At 72.9% G+C, this 19,894-nt stretch carries 19 protein-coding genes; 9 read left to right on the plus strand and 10 right to left on the minus strand.

What is annotated here, in order from left to right:
• Nucleotides 1-11 precede the first annotated feature (11 nt).
• From EDF51_RS13945 to EDF51_RS13955, 3 genes are read left to right on the plus strand one after another with little or no spacing between them, the layout of a single operon-like run.
• Nucleotides 12-677, plus strand: a complete 666-nt coding sequence (locus EDF51_RS13945; RefSeq protein ID WP_123293842.1) for a TetR/AcrR family transcriptional regulator — start codon at nucleotides 12-14, stop codon at nucleotides 675-677.
• On the plus strand, nucleotides 674-1,435 hold the full coding sequence (locus tag EDF51_RS19970; protein ID WP_166673560.1) for a hypothetical protein: 762 nt from the start codon (nucleotides 674-676) through the stop codon (nucleotides 1,433-1,435). The genes EDF51_RS13945 and EDF51_RS19970 overlap by 4 nt, the downstream gene beginning before the upstream one ends.
• Nucleotides 1,432-3,666 carry a YhgE/Pip domain-containing protein gene (locus tag EDF51_RS13955; protein WP_134195369.1) on the plus strand — a complete coding sequence of 745 codons (2,235 nt, stop codon included), beginning with the start codon at nucleotides 1,432-1,434 and terminating at the stop codon, nucleotides 3,664-3,666. Before EDF51_RS19970 ends, EDF51_RS13955 begins: the two co-directional genes overlap by 4 nt.
• Nucleotides 3,667-3,764: 98 nt before the next feature.
• On the opposite strand, the gene EDF51_RS13960 is transcribed toward EDF51_RS13955, so the two are convergent.
• Nucleotides 3,765-4,568: an NAD(P)-dependent oxidoreductase gene (locus EDF51_RS13960; RefSeq protein ID WP_207906718.1), complete on the minus strand. Its 804-nt coding sequence runs from the start codon at nucleotides 4,566-4,568 to the stop codon at nucleotides 3,765-3,767.
• Between the two features lie 10 nt (nucleotides 4,569-4,578).
• Nucleotides 4,579-5,232, minus strand: coding sequence for a DUF559 domain-containing protein (locus EDF51_RS13965; RefSeq protein WP_131881169.1), 654 nt, complete (start codon nucleotides 5,230-5,232; stop codon nucleotides 4,579-4,581).
• A gap of 494 nt (nucleotides 5,233-5,726) precedes the next feature.
• Here EDF51_RS13965 and EDF51_RS13970 point away from each other — a divergent pair, with 494 nt between their 5' ends.
• Entirely contained in the window at nucleotides 5,727-6,722 is a 996-nt protein-coding gene (locus EDF51_RS13970; protein ID WP_123937463.1) for a LacI family DNA-binding transcriptional regulator, read from the plus strand.
• 91 nt (nucleotides 6,723-6,813) lie between these two features.
• On the opposite strand, the gene EDF51_RS13975 is transcribed toward EDF51_RS13970, so the two are convergent.
• The 4 genes from EDF51_RS13975 to EDF51_RS13990 all read right to left on the minus strand — a co-directional run bounded on the left by EDF51_RS13975 (nucleotide 6,814) and on the right by EDF51_RS13990 (nucleotide 9,477).
• The gene (locus EDF51_RS13975; RefSeq protein WP_134195371.1) at nucleotides 6,814-7,461 is read right to left on the minus strand and encodes a TrmH family RNA methyltransferase; all 648 of its coding nucleotides are present in this window, start codon (nucleotides 7,459-7,461) and stop codon (nucleotides 6,814-6,816) included.
• A gap of 87 nt (nucleotides 7,462-7,548) precedes the next feature.
• Nucleotides 7,549-8,415 carry a hypothetical protein gene (locus EDF51_RS13980; protein WP_123672029.1) on the minus strand — a complete coding sequence of 289 codons (867 nt, stop codon included), beginning with the start codon at nucleotides 8,413-8,415 and terminating at the stop codon, nucleotides 7,549-7,551.
• A 19-nt stretch (nucleotides 8,416-8,434) separates the two neighbouring features.
• The gene (locus tag EDF51_RS13985) at nucleotides 8,435-8,731 is read right to left on the minus strand and encodes a DUF4190 domain-containing protein (protein ID WP_123937459.1); all 297 of its coding nucleotides are present in this window, start codon (nucleotides 8,729-8,731) and stop codon (nucleotides 8,435-8,437) included.
• A 50-nt stretch (nucleotides 8,732-8,781) separates the two neighbouring features.
• Nucleotides 8,782-9,477: a TetR/AcrR family transcriptional regulator C-terminal domain-containing protein gene (locus EDF51_RS13990; protein ID WP_134195373.1), complete on the minus strand. Its 696-nt coding sequence runs from the start codon at nucleotides 9,475-9,477 to the stop codon at nucleotides 8,782-8,784.
• A 182-nt stretch (nucleotides 9,478-9,659) separates the two neighbouring features.
• Between EDF51_RS13990 and EDF51_RS13995 the strand changes: the two genes are divergently transcribed.
• The gene (locus tag EDF51_RS13995; RefSeq protein WP_111086157.1) at nucleotides 9,660-10,457 is read left to right on the plus strand and encodes an HAD-IIA family hydrolase; all 798 of its coding nucleotides are present in this window, start codon (nucleotides 9,660-9,662) and stop codon (nucleotides 10,455-10,457) included.
• Nucleotides 10,458-10,459: 2 nt separating this feature from the next.
• A complete protein-coding gene (locus EDF51_RS14000) occupies nucleotides 10,460-11,272 on the plus strand; it encodes a methyltransferase domain-containing protein (RefSeq protein ID WP_134195375.1) in 813 nt (270 codons plus the stop codon).
• A 76-nt stretch (nucleotides 11,273-11,348) separates the two neighbouring features.
• Here EDF51_RS14000 and EDF51_RS14005 read toward each other — a convergent pair whose 3' ends face one another.
• Complete coding sequence (locus tag EDF51_RS14005) at nucleotides 11,349-12,227, minus strand: CPBP family intramembrane glutamic endopeptidase (RefSeq protein WP_166673561.1); 879 nt, start codon at nucleotides 12,225-12,227, stop codon at nucleotides 11,349-11,351.
• A 37-nt stretch (nucleotides 12,228-12,264) separates the two neighbouring features.
• Between EDF51_RS14005 and EDF51_RS14010 the strand changes: the two genes are divergently transcribed.
• On the plus strand, nucleotides 12,265-12,954 hold the full coding sequence (locus tag EDF51_RS14010; protein ID WP_134195379.1) for a metal-dependent transcriptional regulator: 690 nt from the start codon (nucleotides 12,265-12,267) through the stop codon (nucleotides 12,952-12,954).
• Between the two features lie 392 nt (nucleotides 12,955-13,346).
• Here the strand turns inward: EDF51_RS14010 and EDF51_RS14015 are convergent, their stop codons facing one another.
• Nucleotides 13,347-13,991 (minus strand): HEAT repeat domain-containing protein, encoded by a 645-nt coding sequence (locus tag EDF51_RS14015; protein ID WP_134195380.1) that lies wholly within the window; start codon nucleotides 13,989-13,991, stop codon nucleotides 13,347-13,349.
• A gap of 111 nt (nucleotides 13,992-14,102) precedes the next feature.
• Between EDF51_RS14015 and EDF51_RS14020 the strand changes: the two genes are divergently transcribed.
• Entirely contained in the window at nucleotides 14,103-15,056 is a 954-nt protein-coding gene (locus EDF51_RS14020) for an aldo/keto reductase (RefSeq protein WP_134195382.1), read from the plus strand.
• Nucleotides 15,057-15,263: 207 nt separating this feature from the next.
• On the opposite strand, the gene EDF51_RS14025 is transcribed toward EDF51_RS14020, so the two are convergent.
• Nucleotides 15,264-17,564, minus strand: coding sequence for a septum formation family protein (locus EDF51_RS14025; RefSeq protein WP_134195384.1), 2,301 nt, complete (start codon nucleotides 17,562-17,564; stop codon nucleotides 15,264-15,266).
• On the minus strand, nucleotides 17,561-18,112 hold the full coding sequence (gene pyrE, locus EDF51_RS14030; protein ID WP_071404348.1) for an orotate phosphoribosyltransferase: 552 nt from the start codon (nucleotides 18,110-18,112) through the stop codon (nucleotides 17,561-17,563). Before pyrE ends, EDF51_RS14025 begins: the two co-directional genes overlap by 4 nt.
• 86 nt (nucleotides 18,113-18,198) lie before the next feature.
• Between pyrE and EDF51_RS14035 the strand changes: the two genes are divergently transcribed.
• Nucleotides 18,199-19,866 carry a hypothetical protein gene (locus tag EDF51_RS14035; RefSeq protein ID WP_133937454.1) on the plus strand — a complete coding sequence of 556 codons (1,668 nt, stop codon included), beginning with the start codon at nucleotides 18,199-18,201 and terminating at the stop codon, nucleotides 19,864-19,866.
• The last annotated feature ends 28 nt before the right edge of the window (nucleotides 19,867-19,894 follow it).

A 19,894-nucleotide genomic window follows, 5' to 3' on the forward strand; every position in this document is an offset into this window, starting at 1 on the left:
CGATGGGGTTCGTGACCACTGCTTCCCACCCCGCACGCGCACCCCGCCGCGACGCGACCGAGAACCGGGCAGCCCTCCTCGACGCAGCACGGACCTGCCTGCAGCGCGATCCGGACGCCTCCATCGAGACGATCGCCGCGGCCGCCGGACTCTCGCGCCGCGCGGTGTACGGACATTTCCCGTCACGTGACGACCTCGTGCGCGAGGTCGTGACCTCCGGCGCCGCTCGCATCGCCGCGGCCATGCCGACCACCTCGGACCTGCAGGAGCTGCCGCCGGCCGCCCGGCTCGCCGCGATCGCCGTGACCCTCTGGACCGAGGTCTCGCACGTCCGGTCCATGGCCCGGGTCGCCGTGCGCAGCCCGTTCGCCGAGCCCGTCGCCGAGGTGTTCGCACCCCTGCGCGCCCAGGTCCGTCAGGCGTGCACGCTCGGGATCGCCGAGGGCGCCATGCGCGACGACGTCGACCCGGCCACCCTCGGGCGTCTGGTCGAGGGTGCGTGCATCGCCGTCCTCGACGAGGCGACCCGGTCGGGCACCCCGGACGAGGCCGGACGGCGCATGGTGGTGCTGTCGGCGCTCGGCATGGCCGGCATCGACTGGCGCACCGCACTGCTGTCCGAACCCGCGGCCCCGGCCACCGGCTCCGCTGTCTCCCCCGTGAAGGACCCCGCATGACGCTCGAACTCGACCACGTCGGCATCGGCGAGGAGCCCGGCGCGGCACTGCCCGTCGTCTCCGCCGTCGCCGCGCCCGGACACCCCGGGGTCGTCGCCGTCGAGACCGAGCAGGCCCCCGTGCTCGCCTCGCTCGTCGCCGGCGGCCGGATGCAGCCCGACACCGGGCGGCTGCTGCTCGACGGGCACGAGGACGCCGCCGCCGTGCGCCGCGCCTTCGCCCTCGTCGACACCCCGGGCGTCGCCGAGCCCTTCCCCGTGATGACCGTCAAGCAGATCGTGCGCGAGGAGCTCGCGTTCGCCGCCCAGCGCCCCTCGCGCGACCACGTCGACACCGTGCTCGAGGAGCTCGGCCTGGGGCACTACGCCGACACCCCGGTCCAGCGGGTGCCGACCGCCGTGCGCGTCCGACTGCTCGTCGAGCTCGCCCTGCTCCGCGACGGCGTGACCGGCCTCGTCGTCACCGCGCCCGAGCGGCACGGCGGCGCCGTCGAGGAGTGGTTCGCGGTCCTCCGCGACGTCGCTCGACGCGGCGTGACCGTCGTGCTCGTCACCTCGAAGGCCGCAGCCGCGACCGTCGAGACGCTGCTCGACACCGTCGACACGACCGGAACCATCGACACGACCGGAACCATCCGGACGACCGAAACCGAGGGTCCCGACGACGCGGCCCTGTCCGACGGAACCGAGCCGGGCCTCCCGTCCGGCCCTTCCGTCACCGCAGAATCCGCAACCGTCCCGACGGAGGCAACCCCGTGACCACCACCTCGCTCGTCCGCGCCGAACTGGCGCGACTCACCGCGACCCCGCTCGCACGACTGGCGTTCATCGCCCTGATGATCGTGCCGCTGCTGTACGGCGGCGCGTACCTGTGGGCGAACCGCGACCCGTACGCCAAGCTCGACCAGATCCCGGCGGCGATCGTGAACCTCGACGCCGGGGCCGCCCTCGACGGCGACCAGGTCGACTACGGCACCGACGTCACGAAGGAGGCGCTCGACGGCGCCGACTTCAAGTGGACGAAGACCAGCGCCGCCGACGCGCGCTCCGGCGTGCGGAACGGCACCTACGACTTCGTCGTCACGATCCCGCACGACTTCTCCGAGCGCCTGGTGTCCGCGCAGTCCGACGACCCGACGCAGGCGAAGCTCGTCATGACGACGGCCGACACGAACTCGTACCTGGCCTCGACCATCGCGGAGCAGGCAGGCAAGACCATGCGCACCGCCGTCGCCGAGCGCGTCGGCAAGCAGGCGGCGAAGACCCTGCTCGTCGGGCTCGCCGACGTCCGCGACAGCCTGGGCGACGCCGTCGACGGGGCCGACCAGCTCGCCTCCGGCACCGCGAAGGCGGACTCGGGGGCTCGCAAGCTGGCGGACGGCACCGGCAAGCTGTCGTCCGGTGCGGCGGAGCTCGCGTCCGGCACGGCGTCGTTGCCGTCCCAGACCCAGCAGCTGGACAGCGGGGCACAGCAGGTGGCGTCGGGTGCTTCCACGCTCGCCTCAGGGCTGGCGCGTGCGCAGCAGCAGACGGCGGCGCTGCCGTCGCAGACGCAGCAGCTGAACAGTGGGGCGCAGCAGCTGCAGACCGGGCTGCACCAGCTCCGCGACCAGACGTCGACCCTGCCTGCGGACTCGGCGACGCTCGCGTCCGGTGCATCGAAGGTCGCCAGCGGCAACGCCGAGCTCGCCGACAAGGCCGCGCCGTTCATCGCGGGTGTCCAGCAGCTCTCTGCGCAGTCGCCGGAACTCGTCGCGTCGCTGAAGCCCGTCGTACAGGCGTCCACGGTGCTCAACGCTGACCAGAAGACCGAGCTGCTCGCCGGGCTCGACAACCTGCAGACCGGCAGTGCCGATCTCGGCACCGGTGCCGGAGCGCTGTCCGGCAACCTGCAGAAGCTCAAGACCGGCAGCGCGCAGGTGTCCGCCGGAGCATCGCAGCTCGCCGAGGAGGCTCCGGCGCTGACGAGTGGCATCCAGCAGCTCTCCGACGGCTCCGACACGCTCGCCGCCGGGACGTCGAAGCTTGCCGCAGCGGCGCCGACACTGACCTCGGGCATCTCGTCGGCGGCGGACGGGGCGTCGACGCTCTCGACGGGTGCCTCGAAGGTCGCAGACGGTACGTCTGCGCTCGCGACCGCCGCACCCACGCTGTCGTCAGGTGCTTCGTCGCTCGCCACGGGCGCAGCGTCCGCCGACAAGGGTGCTTCGTCGCTCGTCTCCGGCTTGGACAAGCTGAAGACCGGGTCGTCGAAGCTCGCTGCGTCGCTCGACGAGGGCCGCACGAAGATCCCCGCGTCGAACGCCTCGGAGCGGGAGTCGCAGGCATCGGTCATCTCCGACCCGGTGAAGGTCGGGGACGACAACGTCGCCGCCGCGTCGAACTACGGCGCCGGCCTCGCGCCGTTCTTCATCTCGCTCGCAGCCTGGATCGGCATGTACGCGCTGTTCCTCATCCTCAAGCCGATCTCGAAGCGGGCGATCACCGCGGTGCGGAAGCCCCTCGCGGTGGTGTTCGGCGGCTGGCTGACCCCGGCGCTGCTCGGCCTGGTGCAGATGGTCGCGCTGTTCTTCATCGTGCGGTTCGCCCTCGACCTCAACGTGGTGCACGTCGGCGGCACGATCGGGATCATGGTGCTCGCCTCGGCGACGTTCGCGGCGGTCATCATGGCGCTCAACGTGCTGCTCGGGTCGGTGGGACAGTTCCTCGGCCTGGTGCTCATGCTCGTGCAGCTCGTCACCGCCGGCGGCACGTTCCCGTGGCAGACGCTGCCGGGGCCGTTGGCGGCGCTGCACTTCGCGCTGCCGATGACGTACTCGGTCGACGCGATCCGGCAGACGATGTACGGCGGGAACCTCGGCGCCGCGTGGTCCGACGCGGGCGTGTTGCTCTGCTGGCTGCTCGGCGCGCTGCTCGTGTCCTTCGTGGTCACGGCGCGGCAGACCCGCTCCCGCACGCTGCGCGACCTGCGCCCGAGCCTGATCGGGTAGCGGGGGCGCGGGGGCGCGGCAGCGTCGCGTCGCGGGTCGGGCGTTCGCATGGTGAGCAGAAATGGTCGGGTGGCGTCAGGCCACCCGACCATTTCTGCTCACGAAGTACTGCGCCCGAGGGGCAACGACACCATCTCGCCGCCGAGGAACCGCAGGTCCTCCGGCGGCAGGTCCGCCCGAGCGTCGGGGTCGAGCGCCCGGGACGCGTCGTCGCGCGGGACGAAGCCGATGCGCTCCCCGGCGGTCAGGTCGGCGGGCGAGCCGGTGTTCCGCGACAGCGCCCACACGACGTGGTGCCCCGGTTCGCGCAGGTCGACGGTCGCGAGCACCAGGCGCGCCAGGTCGTCGGACGAGCTCCACATCAGGAGCGCTCGCGACGACGACGGGTGCTCCCCGAACGCCCCGATGCGCGCCGAGACGATCGACATGTCGTACCGGTCGGCGAACAGGCTGCCGAGCAGTTCCATCGCCGCCTTCGTCACGCCGTAGTAGGTGTCCGGCCGCGGCAGTCGGTCGCCCGGCACGCTGCCCGGTTCGTCGAGCGGCTCGGGAACCCGGCCGACCGCGTGGATCGAGCTCGCGAGCAGCACCCGGAGCACACCGTTCGCTGCCGCACGCTCGAGCACGTTCTTCGTGCCGGTCAGGTTCGCCTCGAGCAGGTCGTCCCACGCGGCCTCGGTCGGGATACCGGCCAGGTGCACCACGGTGTCGACCCCGGCGAGCGCGTCGTCCAGCGCAGCGGGGTCGTTCACCGAGCCGGAGACGAACCGCTCCCCGGCGACGACCGGGTCGTCGGGCGTCCGTTCGTCGAGCAGGACGAGGTCGTGTCCGGCCGCCAGGAGCCTGGACCGGAGAGCCGCCCCGATGCGTCCTGCGGCCCCGGTGATGAGCAGCGTCGCCATGCGGCGGACGCTACCCCCGGCGCGCGAGCAGTTCCCTCAGGTGGTCCACGGCGCCCGCCGCGTGCACGCCCAGGTCGGACTTCGTCCACCGCACGACCGCCCAGCCGAGCTGTTCGAGATCGCGGTAGCGCCGCAGATCACGACCCCATTGCTCGGCGTCGGTCCGGTGCTGGTCCCCCTCGTACTCGATGACGATGCGCTGCTCCGGGTACGCCATGTCGACGCGCCCCACGAAGCGCCCGGCCTCGTCGAGCACGTCGACCTGCAGCTCCGGCTCGGGCAATCCGGCGCGCACGATCGTCAGTCGCGCCAGGGTCTCCCGCGGCGAGCCCGCACCGACCCGCACGAGCTCGAGCACCACCCGCAGCTTCCGGACTCCTGCGCGCGCCCCGGCCCGGTCGAGCGCTCCGCGCAGGTCGTCGATCGTCGTGGCACACCGCCGGATCGTGACGATCGCATCGCCCAGTGCAACGAGCTGGTCGATGCTCAGGAGCGCACCGCAGTCGACCCACAGCGCCGCCGGGGTGCTCACGGGCATCCCCCAGCGCTCGGCGACGGCAGCCCGGTCGGCGGTGATGCGGTGTCCGACGACCCCGGTCCGGCGCGGTTGGGCGGCAGGGATGGGACTCGTGATGTGCACCGGCCCTGTGGCACCGACGGGCACCGGCAGCTCCCACAACACAGCTGCCGAGAGGTGGCTGACGAACTGTCCGGGCAGCAGGATCGAGCGGAATGCCCGGATCCGTTCGACGCCGTCGGGTGGGCGTCCCCGCGCCCAGCGGATCGATCGGGTCGGCCGGACCAGGTCTCGCCGTCGGAGTCGTTGGCGGCTGACACCCGCACGGTCGGCGGCCCTGACGTCGAACGATCGGTACCGGAGCCGGGGTGGAAGTGGGCGTGCTCGCATGCCGTCCACACTCGCGCCCCGGCGCAAGGTCCACACGCGCGAACGCACCTTCCGTGCACAACGTGCCCCGGGCCTCCCGTGTGGAGGAGTGACCACGCGCACATCGTGAGCAGAAATGGTCGAGTCAGCACCACGGACCCGACCATTTCTGCTCACGAAGCGCACCGACCCCCGCGCCCCACCCCCCACCCCGCGCATGTCACGTCAACCGCTACGATCGACGGACGAACCAACGGAGGTCGAAGCGCATCATGGGAGACGGCAAACCCGCGACCATCTACGACGTCGCCGCGCGCGCCGGGGTCTCGAAGTCCCTCGTCTCCCTGGTGCTGCAGCGCTCCCCCCGGGTGAGTGACCAGCGCCGGGCCGCCGTGCTCACGGCGATCCAGGAGCTCGACTACCGGCCCTCCACTGCCGCGGTGTCCCTCGCCGGCACCCGGAGCCGCACCGTCGGCGTGGTCCTCGACGACTTCCGGAACCAGTGGTTCGTCGACCTGCTCACCGGGCTGCGCGAGGCCCTGCAGGACCAGGGTCACCGTCTCGTCGTCGCGGACCGGTTCCTGAACACGGGGCTCGACGCCTCGCCGGTCGAGGGCTTCCTGTCCATGCGCGTCGAGGGCATCGTCATCGCCGGCGAACCCGACACCGACCTGGCGATCCCGGCCTCGATGCCGGTCGTCATCGCCGGCGGGCGCGTGTCGATCCCCCGCGCGGACACCGTGGCGAACGACGACCGGGCCGGCGGCGGCATGGCCGCGGAGCACCTGCTCGCGCTGGGCCACACGCGGCTCGGCTTCGTGGGGGCGAGCTCGGCGGCGTCGAAGGAACGCCGCGCAGGGTTCGAGGCAACCGTCGCGGCCAGTGCGGGTGCAAGTCCCGCCGTCGTGGTCCTGCCCGGCGAACCCACCGAAGAGGCCGGCTCCCGCGCCCTCGGCGCCCTGCTCGACGAGCACCCCGACGTCACCGCGGTGTTCGCCGCCAACGACGTGATGGCCCTCGGAGCACTGTCCGAACTCGCCGAACGCGGACTCCGGGTCCCCGAGGACGTCTCCGTCATCGGCTACGACGACACCCCCGTCGCAGCCACGCGCTACGTCGGCCTGACGAGCATCGACGACCGCAGCGTCGAGATCGGCCGCGGCGCCGGCGAGCGCCTGCTCGCCCGCATCGCCGACCCGGGGCTGGCCGCCACCGAGTCCCTGGTCGAGCCCCGCCTGGTCGCTCGCCGCACGACCGCCCCGCGCTGACGCGGCTGCCGGGAGGCCCGTCCCGCGTCCGTCACGCCCGCTTCGTGAGCAGAAATGGTCGGGTCCAGGGCCCGTACCCGACCATTTCTGCTCACGAAGTCGCGTCGGCAGGCGCCGCGTGCTGCACGATCCAGCTGTGCATGACGATCGCAGCCGCCGCCGAGGCGTTGATGCTCCGCGTCGACCCGAACTGCGTGATCTCCAGGTGCCCGGACGCCCCGGCCACCGCGTCGTCGGTGAGCCCCGGGCCCTCCTGGCCGAACAGGAACACGCACCGCTCCGGGATCGCCGCGGTCTCGATGCGATCGGCGCCGGGGGTGTTGTCGATCGCGATCACCGGGCGCTGCTCCTCGGCCATCGCGGCCAGGAACGCCTGCACGTCGGGGTGGTACCGGACGTGCTGGTACCGGTCGGTCACCATCGCGCCGCGCTTGTTCCAGCGCCGCCGCCCGATGATGTGCACCGTGCCGGCCAGGAACGCGTTGGCGCTCCGCACGATCGACCCGATGTTCAGGTCGTGCTGCCAGTTCTCGATCGCCACGTCGAACGCGTGCCGGCGGGTGTCGAGCTCGGCGACGATGGCGTCCATCGACCAGTACCGGAAGTGGTCGAGCACGTTCCGCGAGTCCCCCGCCGCCAGCAGCTCCGGGTCGAGCCGCGGGTCGTCGGGCCAGGGTTCCGGGTGCGGGCCGACGCCGTTCGTCGTCAGTTCGTGCGTCGGGGCGGGCTCGTCGGTCACGCCTCCAGGGTAGAGCCGCGGCGAACCGGGCCGGTCGGCGCGAGTCCGACGAACGTGGTCCAGCCGAACGCCCGCCGCGTCACGGTGTCACTGCGTACCCGGGCGGAGGAAGTCCTCCGGCACGGCACCGGCGTTCGTCGCCGCGAAGATGCGCTTCCGATCACTCGGACGGGTCGGGTCGAACACGACGACGACGGTCGCTCCGAGCACCGGGCCGGTTCCGTCGCCGAACCCCTCGGTCCGGTCGACCCAGCGCTGTTGTCCCTGGAGGTCCGTGAACGTGAAGGTCCAGCGCAGCAGCGTGAAGGAGGCGTCGTGGGCGGTCGAGCCGCTGACCGCGGTGACGATCCCGTCGACCCGGCGCCCCGCACGCAGCAGCTGTTCGAGCCGACCGCGTCGGCCGCCCTGCCCGCGGCGTGCAACCGTCCCGCCGATCAGGGCGACCAGCGCCAGCGCGGTGACCAGTGCGGGGATCCACCACGCAGCGGCGTACCAGATCCAGCCGCCGATGCCCCAGACTTCGTCGCGGCCGAACGCCGGGTCGACGGTGGTCCCGACGCGGTCGACGGGCGCCCACTGCGTCGCGGTCGTCCACCAGAGCCCGGCTGCGGCGCCGACGAGCCAGATGCTCACCGGTCCCACCCCGACGAACTCCGACGCCCGGCCTGCGAAGCGGTGGTTCCACTTCGAGTACATGCCCAGCGTGACGATCGACCCCGTGACCGCGACGGGCATCGCCCACCACGGGTACTCCGGGTCCGGCGTGTCCGAGAACACGCTGTTGACGGTCATGTCCCGGATGGTGCCGAGGACGGACCCGAGCGCGTACCCGACGACGACGCCGACGGCGAGCAGGAGCGCCGCCCACACGATCGTCATGACCAGTGCACGGGCGCTGCCCTGCTGCGCGGCGGCCTTCGCACGGAGGGCGGCGGCCGGATCGGTGGTGCTCATGATCGACGTGCGTGGTCGGTCAGTACGAGTACGTCGGATCGGGGGCGTTCGCCGCGAGGACCGCGATCGTCACGAACAGCCCGATGTACAGCAGCGTGACCACCCCACCGACGATGACCGCGGCGAGCGCGAGGCCGCGGCCCCCCTCGGATCGTCTGCGCGCCTGCGACATCGCGACGAGACCGAGGATGAACCCGATCAGCGGTGCGACGAACGCCGCGACGAGCGAGATGATCGCGAGGGTGTTCGTGCGGTGCGGGACGGAACCGTAGGGCTGCGGAACGGAAGACTGTGGGGATTGGTACTGAGTGGACATCGTGAAAGACGGTATCTCACATCTTTTTTTGTTGGGAAGCGTACCGAAATTCAGCGGACGCGCGATTCGATCCCGGCGATGAGGACGTCGAGCCCGAGCGTGAAGCGTGCGTCGTACGAGTGCTCCCCCAGGAGCTCTCCGACGAGCGCGTGCCGCTCGGGACGCCCGGCCTCGGCATCTCCACGCCCGATCTCCACCGAGGTGTGCCCCACCACGAAGTCGTACACGACGAAGAACGCGTACATCGCCTCGGCATCGGCCAGCCCGGCGGAGCGGAGCGCCCCGACGACCTTCGCCACGACGGCGTCGGACTCGGTGGACACCAGGGCCCCGCGCCGGCTGTGCGACTCGAGCACCAGGGGGTGGGTGCGCATCAGGTCGCGGAACGTCGTGGCGAAGGTGCGCACCACGGCGTGCCACTCGTCCGGCCAGACGAAGGTGGCGGTGAACTCGTCGACCGTGCGGCGCACGAGTTCACCGTGCAGGTCGTCGAGGCCGCCGATGGTCCGGTGCACGGTCATCGGCGCGACGCCGAGCCGCACCCCGAGCGCACGGAACGACAGGCGGTCGAGGCCGTCCTCGTTCGCGATCGCCGTCGCGGCGTCGATCACCTGCTCGCGGCTCAGGACGTTGGGCCGGCCCCGACGTCGTCGCGGTGTCGCCTCGACCAGATCGGGAGCCGCTTCCAGGTCCGGCACCGCAGCGGGGCGGGGCGTGGCGGTCGGGGATCCGGGTTCGACGAGCACGGCGGGTTCTCCTTGATTCGGTACGTGTCCCGAAAAGCCTAGGGCAAAGCCGAGTGGCGTTCGGTGACTCGACCATCTCGGGTCCGGAGCCGACGCGCAAGAGCCGATCCGCGCCTCCCGGCCCCTTCGAAGGAACCCGGCCGACGGGCCGGCCCGTCGGCCGTGCGCAGTAGGGTGAGCCCATGGCGACCCGCGACGACGTCGAGTGCTGGCTGACCGACATGGACGGCGTGCTCGTCCACGAGAACCAGGCCCTCCCCGGTGCCCCCGAGCTCATCCAGCAGTGGCTCGACGAGGGCACCGAGTTCCTCGTCCTGACGAACAACTCGATCTTCACGCCGCGTGACCTCAGCGCCCGGCTCCGGAGCTCGGGCCTGCACGTCCCCGAGGAGCGCATCTGGACGAGCGCCCTCGCCACCGCCGACTTCTGCAAGTCCCAGATGCCCGGCGGCTCCGCGTTCGTCATCGGCGAGGCCGGCATGACCACCGCCCTGCACGAAGCCGGGTTCATCATGACCGAGACCGCCCCCGACTACGTCGTCGTCGGCGAGACCCGCAACTACTCGTTCGAGGCGATCACCAAGGCCGTCCGTCTGATCCGCGACGGCGCCCGCTTCATCGTCACCAACCCCGACGCCACCGGCCCGTCGGCCGAGGGCGTCCTGCCCGCCACGGGTGCGATCGCCGCGATGATCGAGAAGGCCACCGGCAAGCAGCCGTACGTGGTCGGCAAGCCGAACCCGATGATGTTCCGCTCGGCGATGAACCGCATCGGCGCGCACTCCGAGAACACCGGCATGATCGGCGACCGGATGGACACCGACGTGCAGGCCGGCATCGAGGCGGGGCTGCACACCGTCCTCGTGATGACGGGCATCAGCGACCAGGCCGAGATCGACCGCTACCCGTTCCGTCCGAGCGAGGTCATCTCGGGCGTGCACGAACTCGTGCGCACCGCCCCCTTCGAGGTCGAGCTGTAGCGATGCGCTGGGACCCGTCGCGGTACGCCGCGTTCGCGGACGACCGCGGGCGTCCGTTCCACGACCTGGTCGCGCAGGTCGCGTGGCCAGCGGACGATGGACGGGAGGCCCCGCGTCGCGTCGTCGACCTGGGCTGCGGTCCCGGGTCCCTCACCGCCACGCTGGCAGCGCGGTGGCGTTCGTCGCCGGTGGTCGGGATCGACAGCTCGGCGGAGATGCTCGCGTCGGCTGCGGCCGACCCCGCTCTGGCGGGCCTGCCGAACCTGTCGTTCGAGCTCGGTGCGATCGAGGACTGGACGCCCGGGCCGACCGACGACGTCGTGGTGACGAACGCGGCGCTGCAGTGGGTGCCGTCGCACGTGGAGCTGCTGCCGCGGTGGCTCGACGCGATGCCGTCCGGATCGTGGTTCGCGATGCAGGTGCCGGGCAACTTCGGGTCCCCGTCGCACGCCTTGATGCGGTCGATCGGGGCCTCCGGGCCGTGGGCGTCAGCGCTCGACGGCGTCCTGCGCGAGGACCCGGTGCTCGACCCCGCCGGCTACCTCGGCATCATGCTCGACGCCGGGTTCGCGGCGCGCGCGTGGGAGACGACCTACGCGCAGCTGCTGCCGGGCGAGGACCCGGTGCTCGACTGGGTGCGCGGCACCGGGCTGCGACCGGCTCTGGCTGCCCTCGACGCCGCCGACCCCTCCGGTGCGCTGACGGCGGAGTACGTCGAGCGGTACCGGGCGGCGCTGCGCGAGGCGTACCCGGCGAGCACCCACGGCACGGTGTACCCGTTCCGTCGGGTCTTCGCCGTCGGTCGCAAGCCCTGACGGACGGCTCCCCACCGGGCGCTGCTGCGGACGCCGGACCGGGCGCGGAAGCGCGCGGGGCTCTGGAGCCGGGCGGCTACCGGGCCGGGGTCGGCGCTGCCAGGTCGCCACGGGCCTCCAGGGCGAAGGCCGCCATCGGCGGCACGGAACGCCACCGCTTCGCCAGGCGACGCGGCCGGTCGTCACGCCACGCGACCATGCCGCCCGCGACGATCCCGAAGCCCAGGACGGCGAACGAGAACAGCCCGATCAGGCCGAGCACCACGACGCGACCCGTGTCCGAGGGATCAGCGGTCGCGGAGTACCCGATCGACCCGAAGTCCCAGAACGCGTGCAGCAGCACCGGGACGAGCAGCGAACCGGTCACTCGGCGAGCGACGTACAGCGTGGAGCCGAACGACGCCGCGAACACGACCTGGATCACCGTCGGTCCGATCCCGGCCCCGGCGAGGGCGTTGAGCAGGTGCAGCAGCCCGAACAGCACGCACGACAGCGCCCACACGCCGAACTCGGGCACCCGGCGACGGAGGCCGACCAGGAGCATGCCCCGGGCCATCAGCTCCTCGAACACCCCGACGAACAGCACCCCGACGGTGAGCAGCAGGAAGTAGTGCGCGGGCAGCGCCGTCCAGTCGATCAGGGGCAGCCGCACCAGGCACACCACGAGCACCAGCGCCGGTGCGAGCGCCGACCAGCGCAGCGGCGTCCGGGTGCGGTCGACGGTCGCGATCCGCCACCACCCGAGTCCGGTGACGACCACGGCGAGCGCGACGGCGGCGATGCCCTCGGGGATCACCAGGGCGCGGACGACGCTGTCGACGGTCTGGCCGAGCGTCGGGTAGTCGTCGCTCGGCCGTGACCGCCACGCGCTGATCGCCGCGAAGACCACGAGGGGCGCGAGGCCGATGAGCAGCGAGGGCGGGACCGGCCAGCGGCGACGACGGGGTTGGTGCACGTCCCGGTTGTACCAGTGCAGCCGTACGATTGGCGGTATGCGCCTGCCCTCGTTGTCGACCATGGCCGAGGACTACGTCAAGCTCATCTGGAAGGCCGGGGAGCGCGGCGGCACCGGACTGGCCACGCGGGACATCGCGGCGACGCTGAAGGTGTCGGCCTCGACGGTGTCGGGCAACCTCAAGAAGCTCGACCGCGACGGCCTCATCGAGCACACCCCGTACTACGGCGTCGTGCTCACCCCGCTCGGGCAGCAGGTCGCGGTCGCGATGGTCCGACGGCACCGGCTGATCGAGTCGTTCCTGGTGTCCCGCCTCGGCTACACGTGGGACGAGGTCCACACCGAGGCCGAGGCGCTCGAGCACGCGGTGTCGGAGCGGTTCCTCGACCGGGTCGACGCCGACCTGGGGCACCCGACCCACGACCCGCACGGCGACCCGATCCCTGCCGCGGACGGCACCGTCCCCGCCACACTCGGCACCCTGCTCGGTGCGATCGAGCCCGGCGCGTGCGGCACCGTCGACCGGGTGTCCGACGACGACCCCTCGCTGCTGCGGTACTTCGACGAGCTCGGGGTCGGCCTCGGCACCCACCTGCGGGTCGAGCGGGTGCGGGACTACGCCGGCGTCATCGCGGTCTCCCGACGTGGGGCGGACGGCGCCGAGGCGCTCGTCGACCTGCCCGCCGCCGCCGCGAGCGCGATCTGGCTGGCTCCCGACGCCGACTGAGCGGGCCCGCCCGCGCCACCCCGCTCACGTCCGCCGAGCGGTCACCATCTGTCGCCCGGCAGCCCCGCAACCGACGGTTCACGACCACTCGGCACCCAGGGCACGGGGCGTCGCGACCGCACCGCGGCCCGCGAACGCGCGTGGTGTCGGACGGGAGGCCCGGTGCGCGGCCGCCACGCGCCTCCTGTCCGTCGCCCCCACTGGTCACGACACCCCGCTCACGTCCGCCGAGCGGCCAGGGACCGCCGCCCGACAGCCCCGCGACCGACGGTTCACGACCACTCGGCGCCCAGGGCACGGGGTTTCGTGACCGCGCGACGCGCCCGCCCCACCACCGCGACGACGACGGTTCTCGACCACTCGACGCGCCCAGCCGGGCGCGCCCACCGGCCCTAGCCCTTCACGGACCGGGTGCGGCCGAGCGCCACCTCGCGCCGAGCCCGCTCGAGGGCGAGCGCGGACGCAGCGTCCGGGTCGTGCAACAGCCGCTCGGTGTCGGCGACGTGGTCCCGCACGGCGTCGGAGCCCCGGGCGGCAGCCGCTGCGAGCACCGGCGCCACCGTCTCCTCGCCCAACCCGACCAGTGCCCGCGACAGGCTGAGCCGCCGTTCGCGCGGGCCGACCCCGAGCTGCACCGCGAACGTCCGGGCCAGCTCGCCCCGCTCGTCGCCGGGCACGAGTGCGACGGCGGTCCGCCAGGCGGCGCGGAGCACTTCGTCGTCGTGGTCCGCCAGCAACGGGCGCACCGACGGCCACGCCGACGGGTCGCCGACCTTCGACAGGGTGTGCAACGCCTGACTGCGGGCCTGCGGCTCGGAACGGGTGAGCGACGGGACCACCCGCGCGACGACGTCGGCCGACGGGTGCCTGGTCAGCGCCCAGGTGAGCATGTCGCGGACGAAGAAGTCCGGCTCGACGGCGCACTGCTCGACGAGCACGTCGAGGTCGGCGGCGTCCGGGGTGGTCCCGGCGGCCATCACGGCCTGCAGCCGCACCGAGGAGCGGGGGTCGGCGAGGGCGTCGGTGAGTGCGGTCATGGGTCCATGCAACCCGCAGCCACCGGGGCCGTGTCAAGCCTCGGGGCATAGCGTCGGCCGAGGAGCGGTTCGCATCGAGGACCGCTCGCCCGACCACGAAAGGACCCCCGTATGCCCCGCATCGGCACCAGCGACCTCCACGTGTTCCCCCTCGCCCTCGGCGGCAACGTCTTCGGGTGGACGGCGGACGAGTCGACCTCACACCAGGTCCTCGACGCCTACACCGCGGCGGGCGGCGACTTCATCGACACCGCCGACGTGTACTCCGCGTGGGCCCCCGGCAACGAGGGCGGCGAGTCCGAGCGGGTCATCGGTTCGTGGCTCGCGGCCTCGGGCAAGCGTGACGACGTCGTCATCGCCACGAAGGGCTCGCAGCACCCGCAGTTCCAGGGCCTCGGCGCGGACACCGTCGCCGCTGCCGCCCGTGCCAGCCTGCAGCGCCTCGGCACCGACCGGATCGACCTGTACTACGCGCACTTCGACGACCAGTCGACCCCGCTCGAGGAGACCGTCCGCGCCTTCGACCAGCTCGTCACGGACGGCATCGTCCGCTACACCGCGATCTCGAACTACTCGAAGGACCGCGCCGAGGAGTGGATCCGCATCGCGACCGAGAACGGCCTCGCGCAGCCGGTCGCGATCCAGCCGCACTACAACCTCGTCACCCGCGAGCCGTACGAGTCCGAGATCGCCCCACTCGCCCACGCGCACGGCCTCGGCGTCGTGCCGTACTTCGCTCTCGCCGCCGGGTTCCTGACCGGCAAGTACCGCTCGAAGGAGGACTTCGCCGGCAAGGACCGCGAGGGGCAGGTCTCGGGCTACTTCAACGACGAGGGACTCGCCGTGGTCGACGCCCTGTCCACCATCGCCGAGGACCGCGACACTGAGCTCGCGACCGTCGCCCTGGCGTGGCTGCAGGCGCAGCCGGACGTCGTCGCGCCGATCGCCAGCGCCCGCAACACCGAGCAGCTGCCCGCGCTGCTCGCCTCGGCCGAGCTCGAGCTCAGCGCCGACGAGCTGCAGACCCTGTCCGACGTGTCGGCGAAGGTCCCCGCGGCCGCCTGACCCGGCGACCACCGACCGCGGCCTGGCTCGCGCGCCACGGATGCGTGTGCATGTTCCGACGATCCACCAGACGATCAACTCGTGGAACGTCGCTCATTGCACACGCATCCGATGCGTGCGCATGTGCCGACAGAACACGCGTCGATCACGTCGTGGATCGTCGGAGGATGCGCCCGCACGCACCCCGTCCAGCCGGCCGCAGCCGCCCTACGCCCCCGGCGCCAACGACGCCGTGAGCTCCTGCCCCGACGACCGCGTCACGAAGCACGAGATGAACCGGTCGCCCTGGTCCCACGTCGCCTGGTCCGGCGCGTACGACCCCTGCACCTGCACGTCCCCGACGGCCGCAGCCGCCGAAGCGTTCAGCGCCGCGTCCGACTGGCACTGGTCGGCCGCCTGCGTCGCGAGGGCCTCGGCCCCCGGGTAGGCGTCCCCGTCGACGGCGATCCGTGCGGTGAGCTGCCCGATGTGCGGCGTCGCGCAGTCGACCACCGTGAAGCTCTGCGCCCAGGCGTTGGTGAACGGCGACAGGCACTCCCCGCCGGCCAGGTCGGTCCAGGCGTGCTCGCCCGGCAGCGCGGGCGTGGTGGCGAACTGGAGCGTCGCAGCCGGAGCAGCGGCCTCGTCCGAGGGAGCGGCAGACGCCGCAGTCGAAGGAGTCGCCGGAGCCGATGACGCTGCCGCCGGGGACTTCGTCGGCGCGATCTCCTGGTCGGAGATGTTGTTGCCGAGGATCCACTTCGACATCAGGAACACCAGGACGATGAGCACGACGATCAGGGCGATCGAGCCGTAGACGAGCAGCTGCTTGCCGCGCTTGCCCTCGCTCCGCAGGCGCGCCGCACCCTGGTTGATGAAGTTGTCGCGCTCGACCGGCGGGCTGGATGACACGGGCGCAGGCGACGACGCCCCGGCACCGGCAGCGGCAGCAGCCGACGGCATCGCGGCCGCCGGCATCATCCGCGTCCCGGTGTCCTCCGGGTCGTACCCCGTGCCACCGAGCTGCCCGACGGCCTCGGTGCCGAACAGGTCCTTGATCGCACTCGTGTCGCTGGTCTCGCGGCCGTCCCACTCGGACTGGTCCAGCTCGTCCGGCGCCGCGGCCGGCAACGCCGTGGGCTGCGCCCCCGTGTCGTCCCGGCGCGGGCCGAGCACGGCGTCCAGGTCCTGGCCCACCGCGGGCGGCAGGTGCGCCGGGTAGGCGGGCGACGCAGCGGGCTCGACGAGGGGCGGCGCAGCGGTCGGCGGCACGGTCGCGTCGGGTTCGGACCACCAGGGCGTCCCCGCGACCGGCAGCGCGGTGGTCGCGGCGTCCGGGAGGCCCGTGGCCGCGTCCGCCCCGTCACCCTCGGCAGCGGAGCGGGTCGCGTCCGGGGCCTCGGTCGGCTCCGCGGGAGCCACCGGCCCGGCACCGGGAACCGCCGGCGGCACAGCAGCAGGCGGCACGGAAGCCCCCGGTGGCACAGCCGCAGGCGGCACGGCAGCAGCCGCAGCAGCCGCAGCAGTCGGCACCGCCGGGGGCACCGGGAACGTCCGAAGCGCCTGCGGCACCCCGCCGACCGGGGTGTCGACCTCGCCGGAGACGACCTCGTCCTCGGCGTCGGTCTCGTCCGCCAACGACCACGAGCCGCCGCCACCGAACGCCGTCGTGTCGAAGGAGTCGCCGGTCAGGGTCGTCGGGACCTCGCCGGTCTCGTCGTCGCGGATGGCCCAGTCGAACGGCCGGTCCGGTCCGGCGCCCTGCGTGGGCACGGACCCCGTGCCGGCGATCCGGAGCAGGTCGGTGAAGCTCGGCGGCTCCTCGGACGGGGGCAGCACGTTCTCGACGCCGAGCGGCTGGTGCGCGACGGGCCCGGTGGGCGGGACGGGTGCGCCGGAACCGGTCGCACGGCCGAGCCAGTCGACGTCGGCACGGCCCTCGCCGAACGGGTCGACGCGGCGACGTTCGTCCTCGATGGCCTGCGACGCCGCGGCGCGCTCGTCGCGGTGGGTCTGCGCGGTCGGGAGCACGATCGACGAGGGGTGCGGCGCGGTGGGGTTCGGCGGCACGACGGCGGCCGGCGGGATGCGGTCGTGCAGGGTGGAGCGCTCGTGCTCGGCGGCGGCGTCCGGGCTCTCGGACGGCGCCGACAGCTGCTCGGGCATCGAGATGGCCTGCGTCGCGCCGTCGTCCAGCACCGGAGCAGCAGGCGCGGCGGGCGCCTCGGGCGCCGGCGCCTCGGGGGCCGAGGCCTCAGGGGTCGCAGCCTCGAACGGCTCCGGCAACGGTGCGCCCGTCTCGCGCGCGGTGCGCTCGGCCTCGCGGCGCTCCCGTCGCGAGGGCCAGTCCTCCTCGCCCCGCGGGGCGCCGAAGATGTCCGCGGCGCTGCGGAGACCGTGGAACGGAGCGTCCGGGTCGGACGCGCGCCGGGCCTCCTGGCCGTCCACCCCGTCGGCACCGTCGGCCGCCGCTGCGGGGCCGGCCGTGTCCTCGGGGTCGCGCGCGTCGTCCGGACGCTCCCCGCTCACGCGGTCAGCCCCAGATCAGCCAACCCGATGGCCGCGAAGTAGGGGTACCCGGCTGCCTCGATGGTCTCCTTGGCGCCGGTGTCGCGGTCGACGACGACCGCGACGGCGGCGATGATCGCGCCCTCACGCTCGAGCGCTTCGGCCGCCTTGAGCGGCGAGCCGCCCGTGGTGGAGGTGTCCTCGAGCACGACGACGCGCTTGCCCTTGAGGTCCGGGCCCTCGACCTGCTTGCCGCGGCCGTGGTCCTTGGGCTCCTTGCGGACGACGAAGGCGTCGTAGGTCAGGCCCTGTGCGGCAGCCTGGTGCAGCACGGCGCTGGCGATGGGGTCGGCGCCCATGGTGAGTCCGCCGACGGCCGAGACGTCCGGCACCTGCTGCACGAGCTCGGTCATGACCTGGCCGATCAGCGGCGCGACCCGGTGGTCCAGGCTGACCTTCCGCAGGTCGATGTAGTACGTCGCCTTCTTCCCGCTGGTCAGGGTGAAGTCGCCGTGGAACACCGCTTCGGAGGAGATGTACTGGATCAACTGTTCGCGCGCGTCGGTCACAGCGCACAAGGGTAGCCGGTCGGACTCGCAGCGCGCTCCCCCGTCCTGTGGGGTCGTCCCGAGCAGCCCTCGGTACGCTCCGGGACATGCCCCGAGCACCGCGTCGCTCCGCCGTGGCGCCGGCTCCGTCCGGCGGCCGTCGGTCCGGCGGTGTGGCCGGGGCGATCGGACGGGAGGCCCTGGGCGCCCTGGTCGCGCTGGCTCTGTCCGTCATCGCCCTCCGCCACGTCGTCGCCACGGAACGGGTCGCCTTGCTCTGGTACGACGGCGACTCGGTGCTGCTGCCCCTGGTGCACCGGTCGATGCAGCTCGGGCAGCCGTTCGAGTGGGCGATGTCCCCGGCGCTGTTCTTCTTCCCCGAGTTGCCGGTCTACCTGCTCTGCGCCCTCGTCACGGGTACCCCGCAGCAGGCCCTGGCGCTGAACGGGGTGCTCGTCCTGCTGGCCGTGTACGCGCTGGTCCGGGCTGCCGCGAACGAGCTCATGCCGTCGGCCGGACGAGCGGCCCGCATCACGGTGTCGGCGGTGAGCGTGGCGTTCGTGACCCTGCTGGTGCTGACGGAGTCGTCGGGCACCGCGACGTCGCTCGAGCTGGCGTCCCTGCTGCTGACCACGACGTACTACTACGGCGTGGTGCTGGCGATGCTCGGCACCGCGGTGCTCGTGCTCCGCGCCGTGCGGGTCGGGCGGGCGTCGGTCGTCGTGCTCGTGGTGCTCGGACTGGTGGCGCTCTGCACGACCGCGTCGAACCCGCTGTACGTGCCGTGGTCCGCCGCACCCGTGGTGGTCACGCTCCTGCTGCTGGCGGCGGTGCGCCGGGTGCCGTGGCGTCCCGCGCTGCTGCTGTCCGGCACCGTGACGGTCGGGTCGCTGCTCGGGTACCTGGTGCGGATCCCGCTGCAGCCCTTCGTGTCGCTCGACCCGTCCACCTACGTCCGGCCGTCGCGCGCGGTGGAGACCCTGCAGTTCTTCGCGGCGCTGACCGACGTGCGAGCCGGCACGGCGGCGGGCGACGCCGGGCTGTTCCTGATGTTCGTCGGGGTGCTCGTCACCGTCGGCGGCACGGTGTGGGCCTGGCGGGTCCGGACCGCGCGCACCGTGCTCGTCGCGACCGCGTTGCCCCTGGTGACCGTCGTCGCGGCGTCGATCGGGGTCGTCCTCGTCGGGTCGGAGACGCCGCGGTACCTCGAGCCCGTCGTCACCGCACCGCTGCTGGCCCTCGTCGCGGTGGCCGAGCTCACCCGCACCGCAGTCCGCCGCACCCGCGTGCACCGGCCGTTCCGCGGGGTCCGCGCCACCGTCGCGATCGCCGCCGTCGCCGTCCTCGCCGCCGGAGTCGCCACCGCCCCGAGCACCGCGCACGCCGTCGCCACCGCCCGGTACACGCCGTCGTCCTGCCTGGACCGCTGGGCCGACGGACGATCGGTCACCGGGGTCGGCCAGTTCTGGACCGTGCGGCCACTCGCCACGTACTCCGCGACGAACGTGCAGCTGCTGCAGGTCCGCGACACCTTCGACACGTACCCGTGGCTCGTCGACCTCGGGGCCTACCGGGACGCCGACCCGACGTTCGTGGTGGTCGGGTCCCACGACCTGTGGACCACCGCGGTCGAGGACTCCCTCGGTGCCCCGGCGACGATCACGCACTGCACGGGGTTCGACGTCTACGACTACGCGGGGACCTCCGGCGCGGACGTCCTCCGGCGCGACGTGGTCGGCAGTGCGGACGAGATCCGTCAGGAGCGCGGGTTCTAGGAGTTGTCCACAGCGGCGCGTCGGCGTC

This window comes from Curtobacterium sp. PhB25 (genome assembly GCF_004365375.1).
Classification (GTDB): Bacteria; Actinomycetota; Actinomycetes; order Actinomycetales; family Microbacteriaceae; genus Curtobacterium.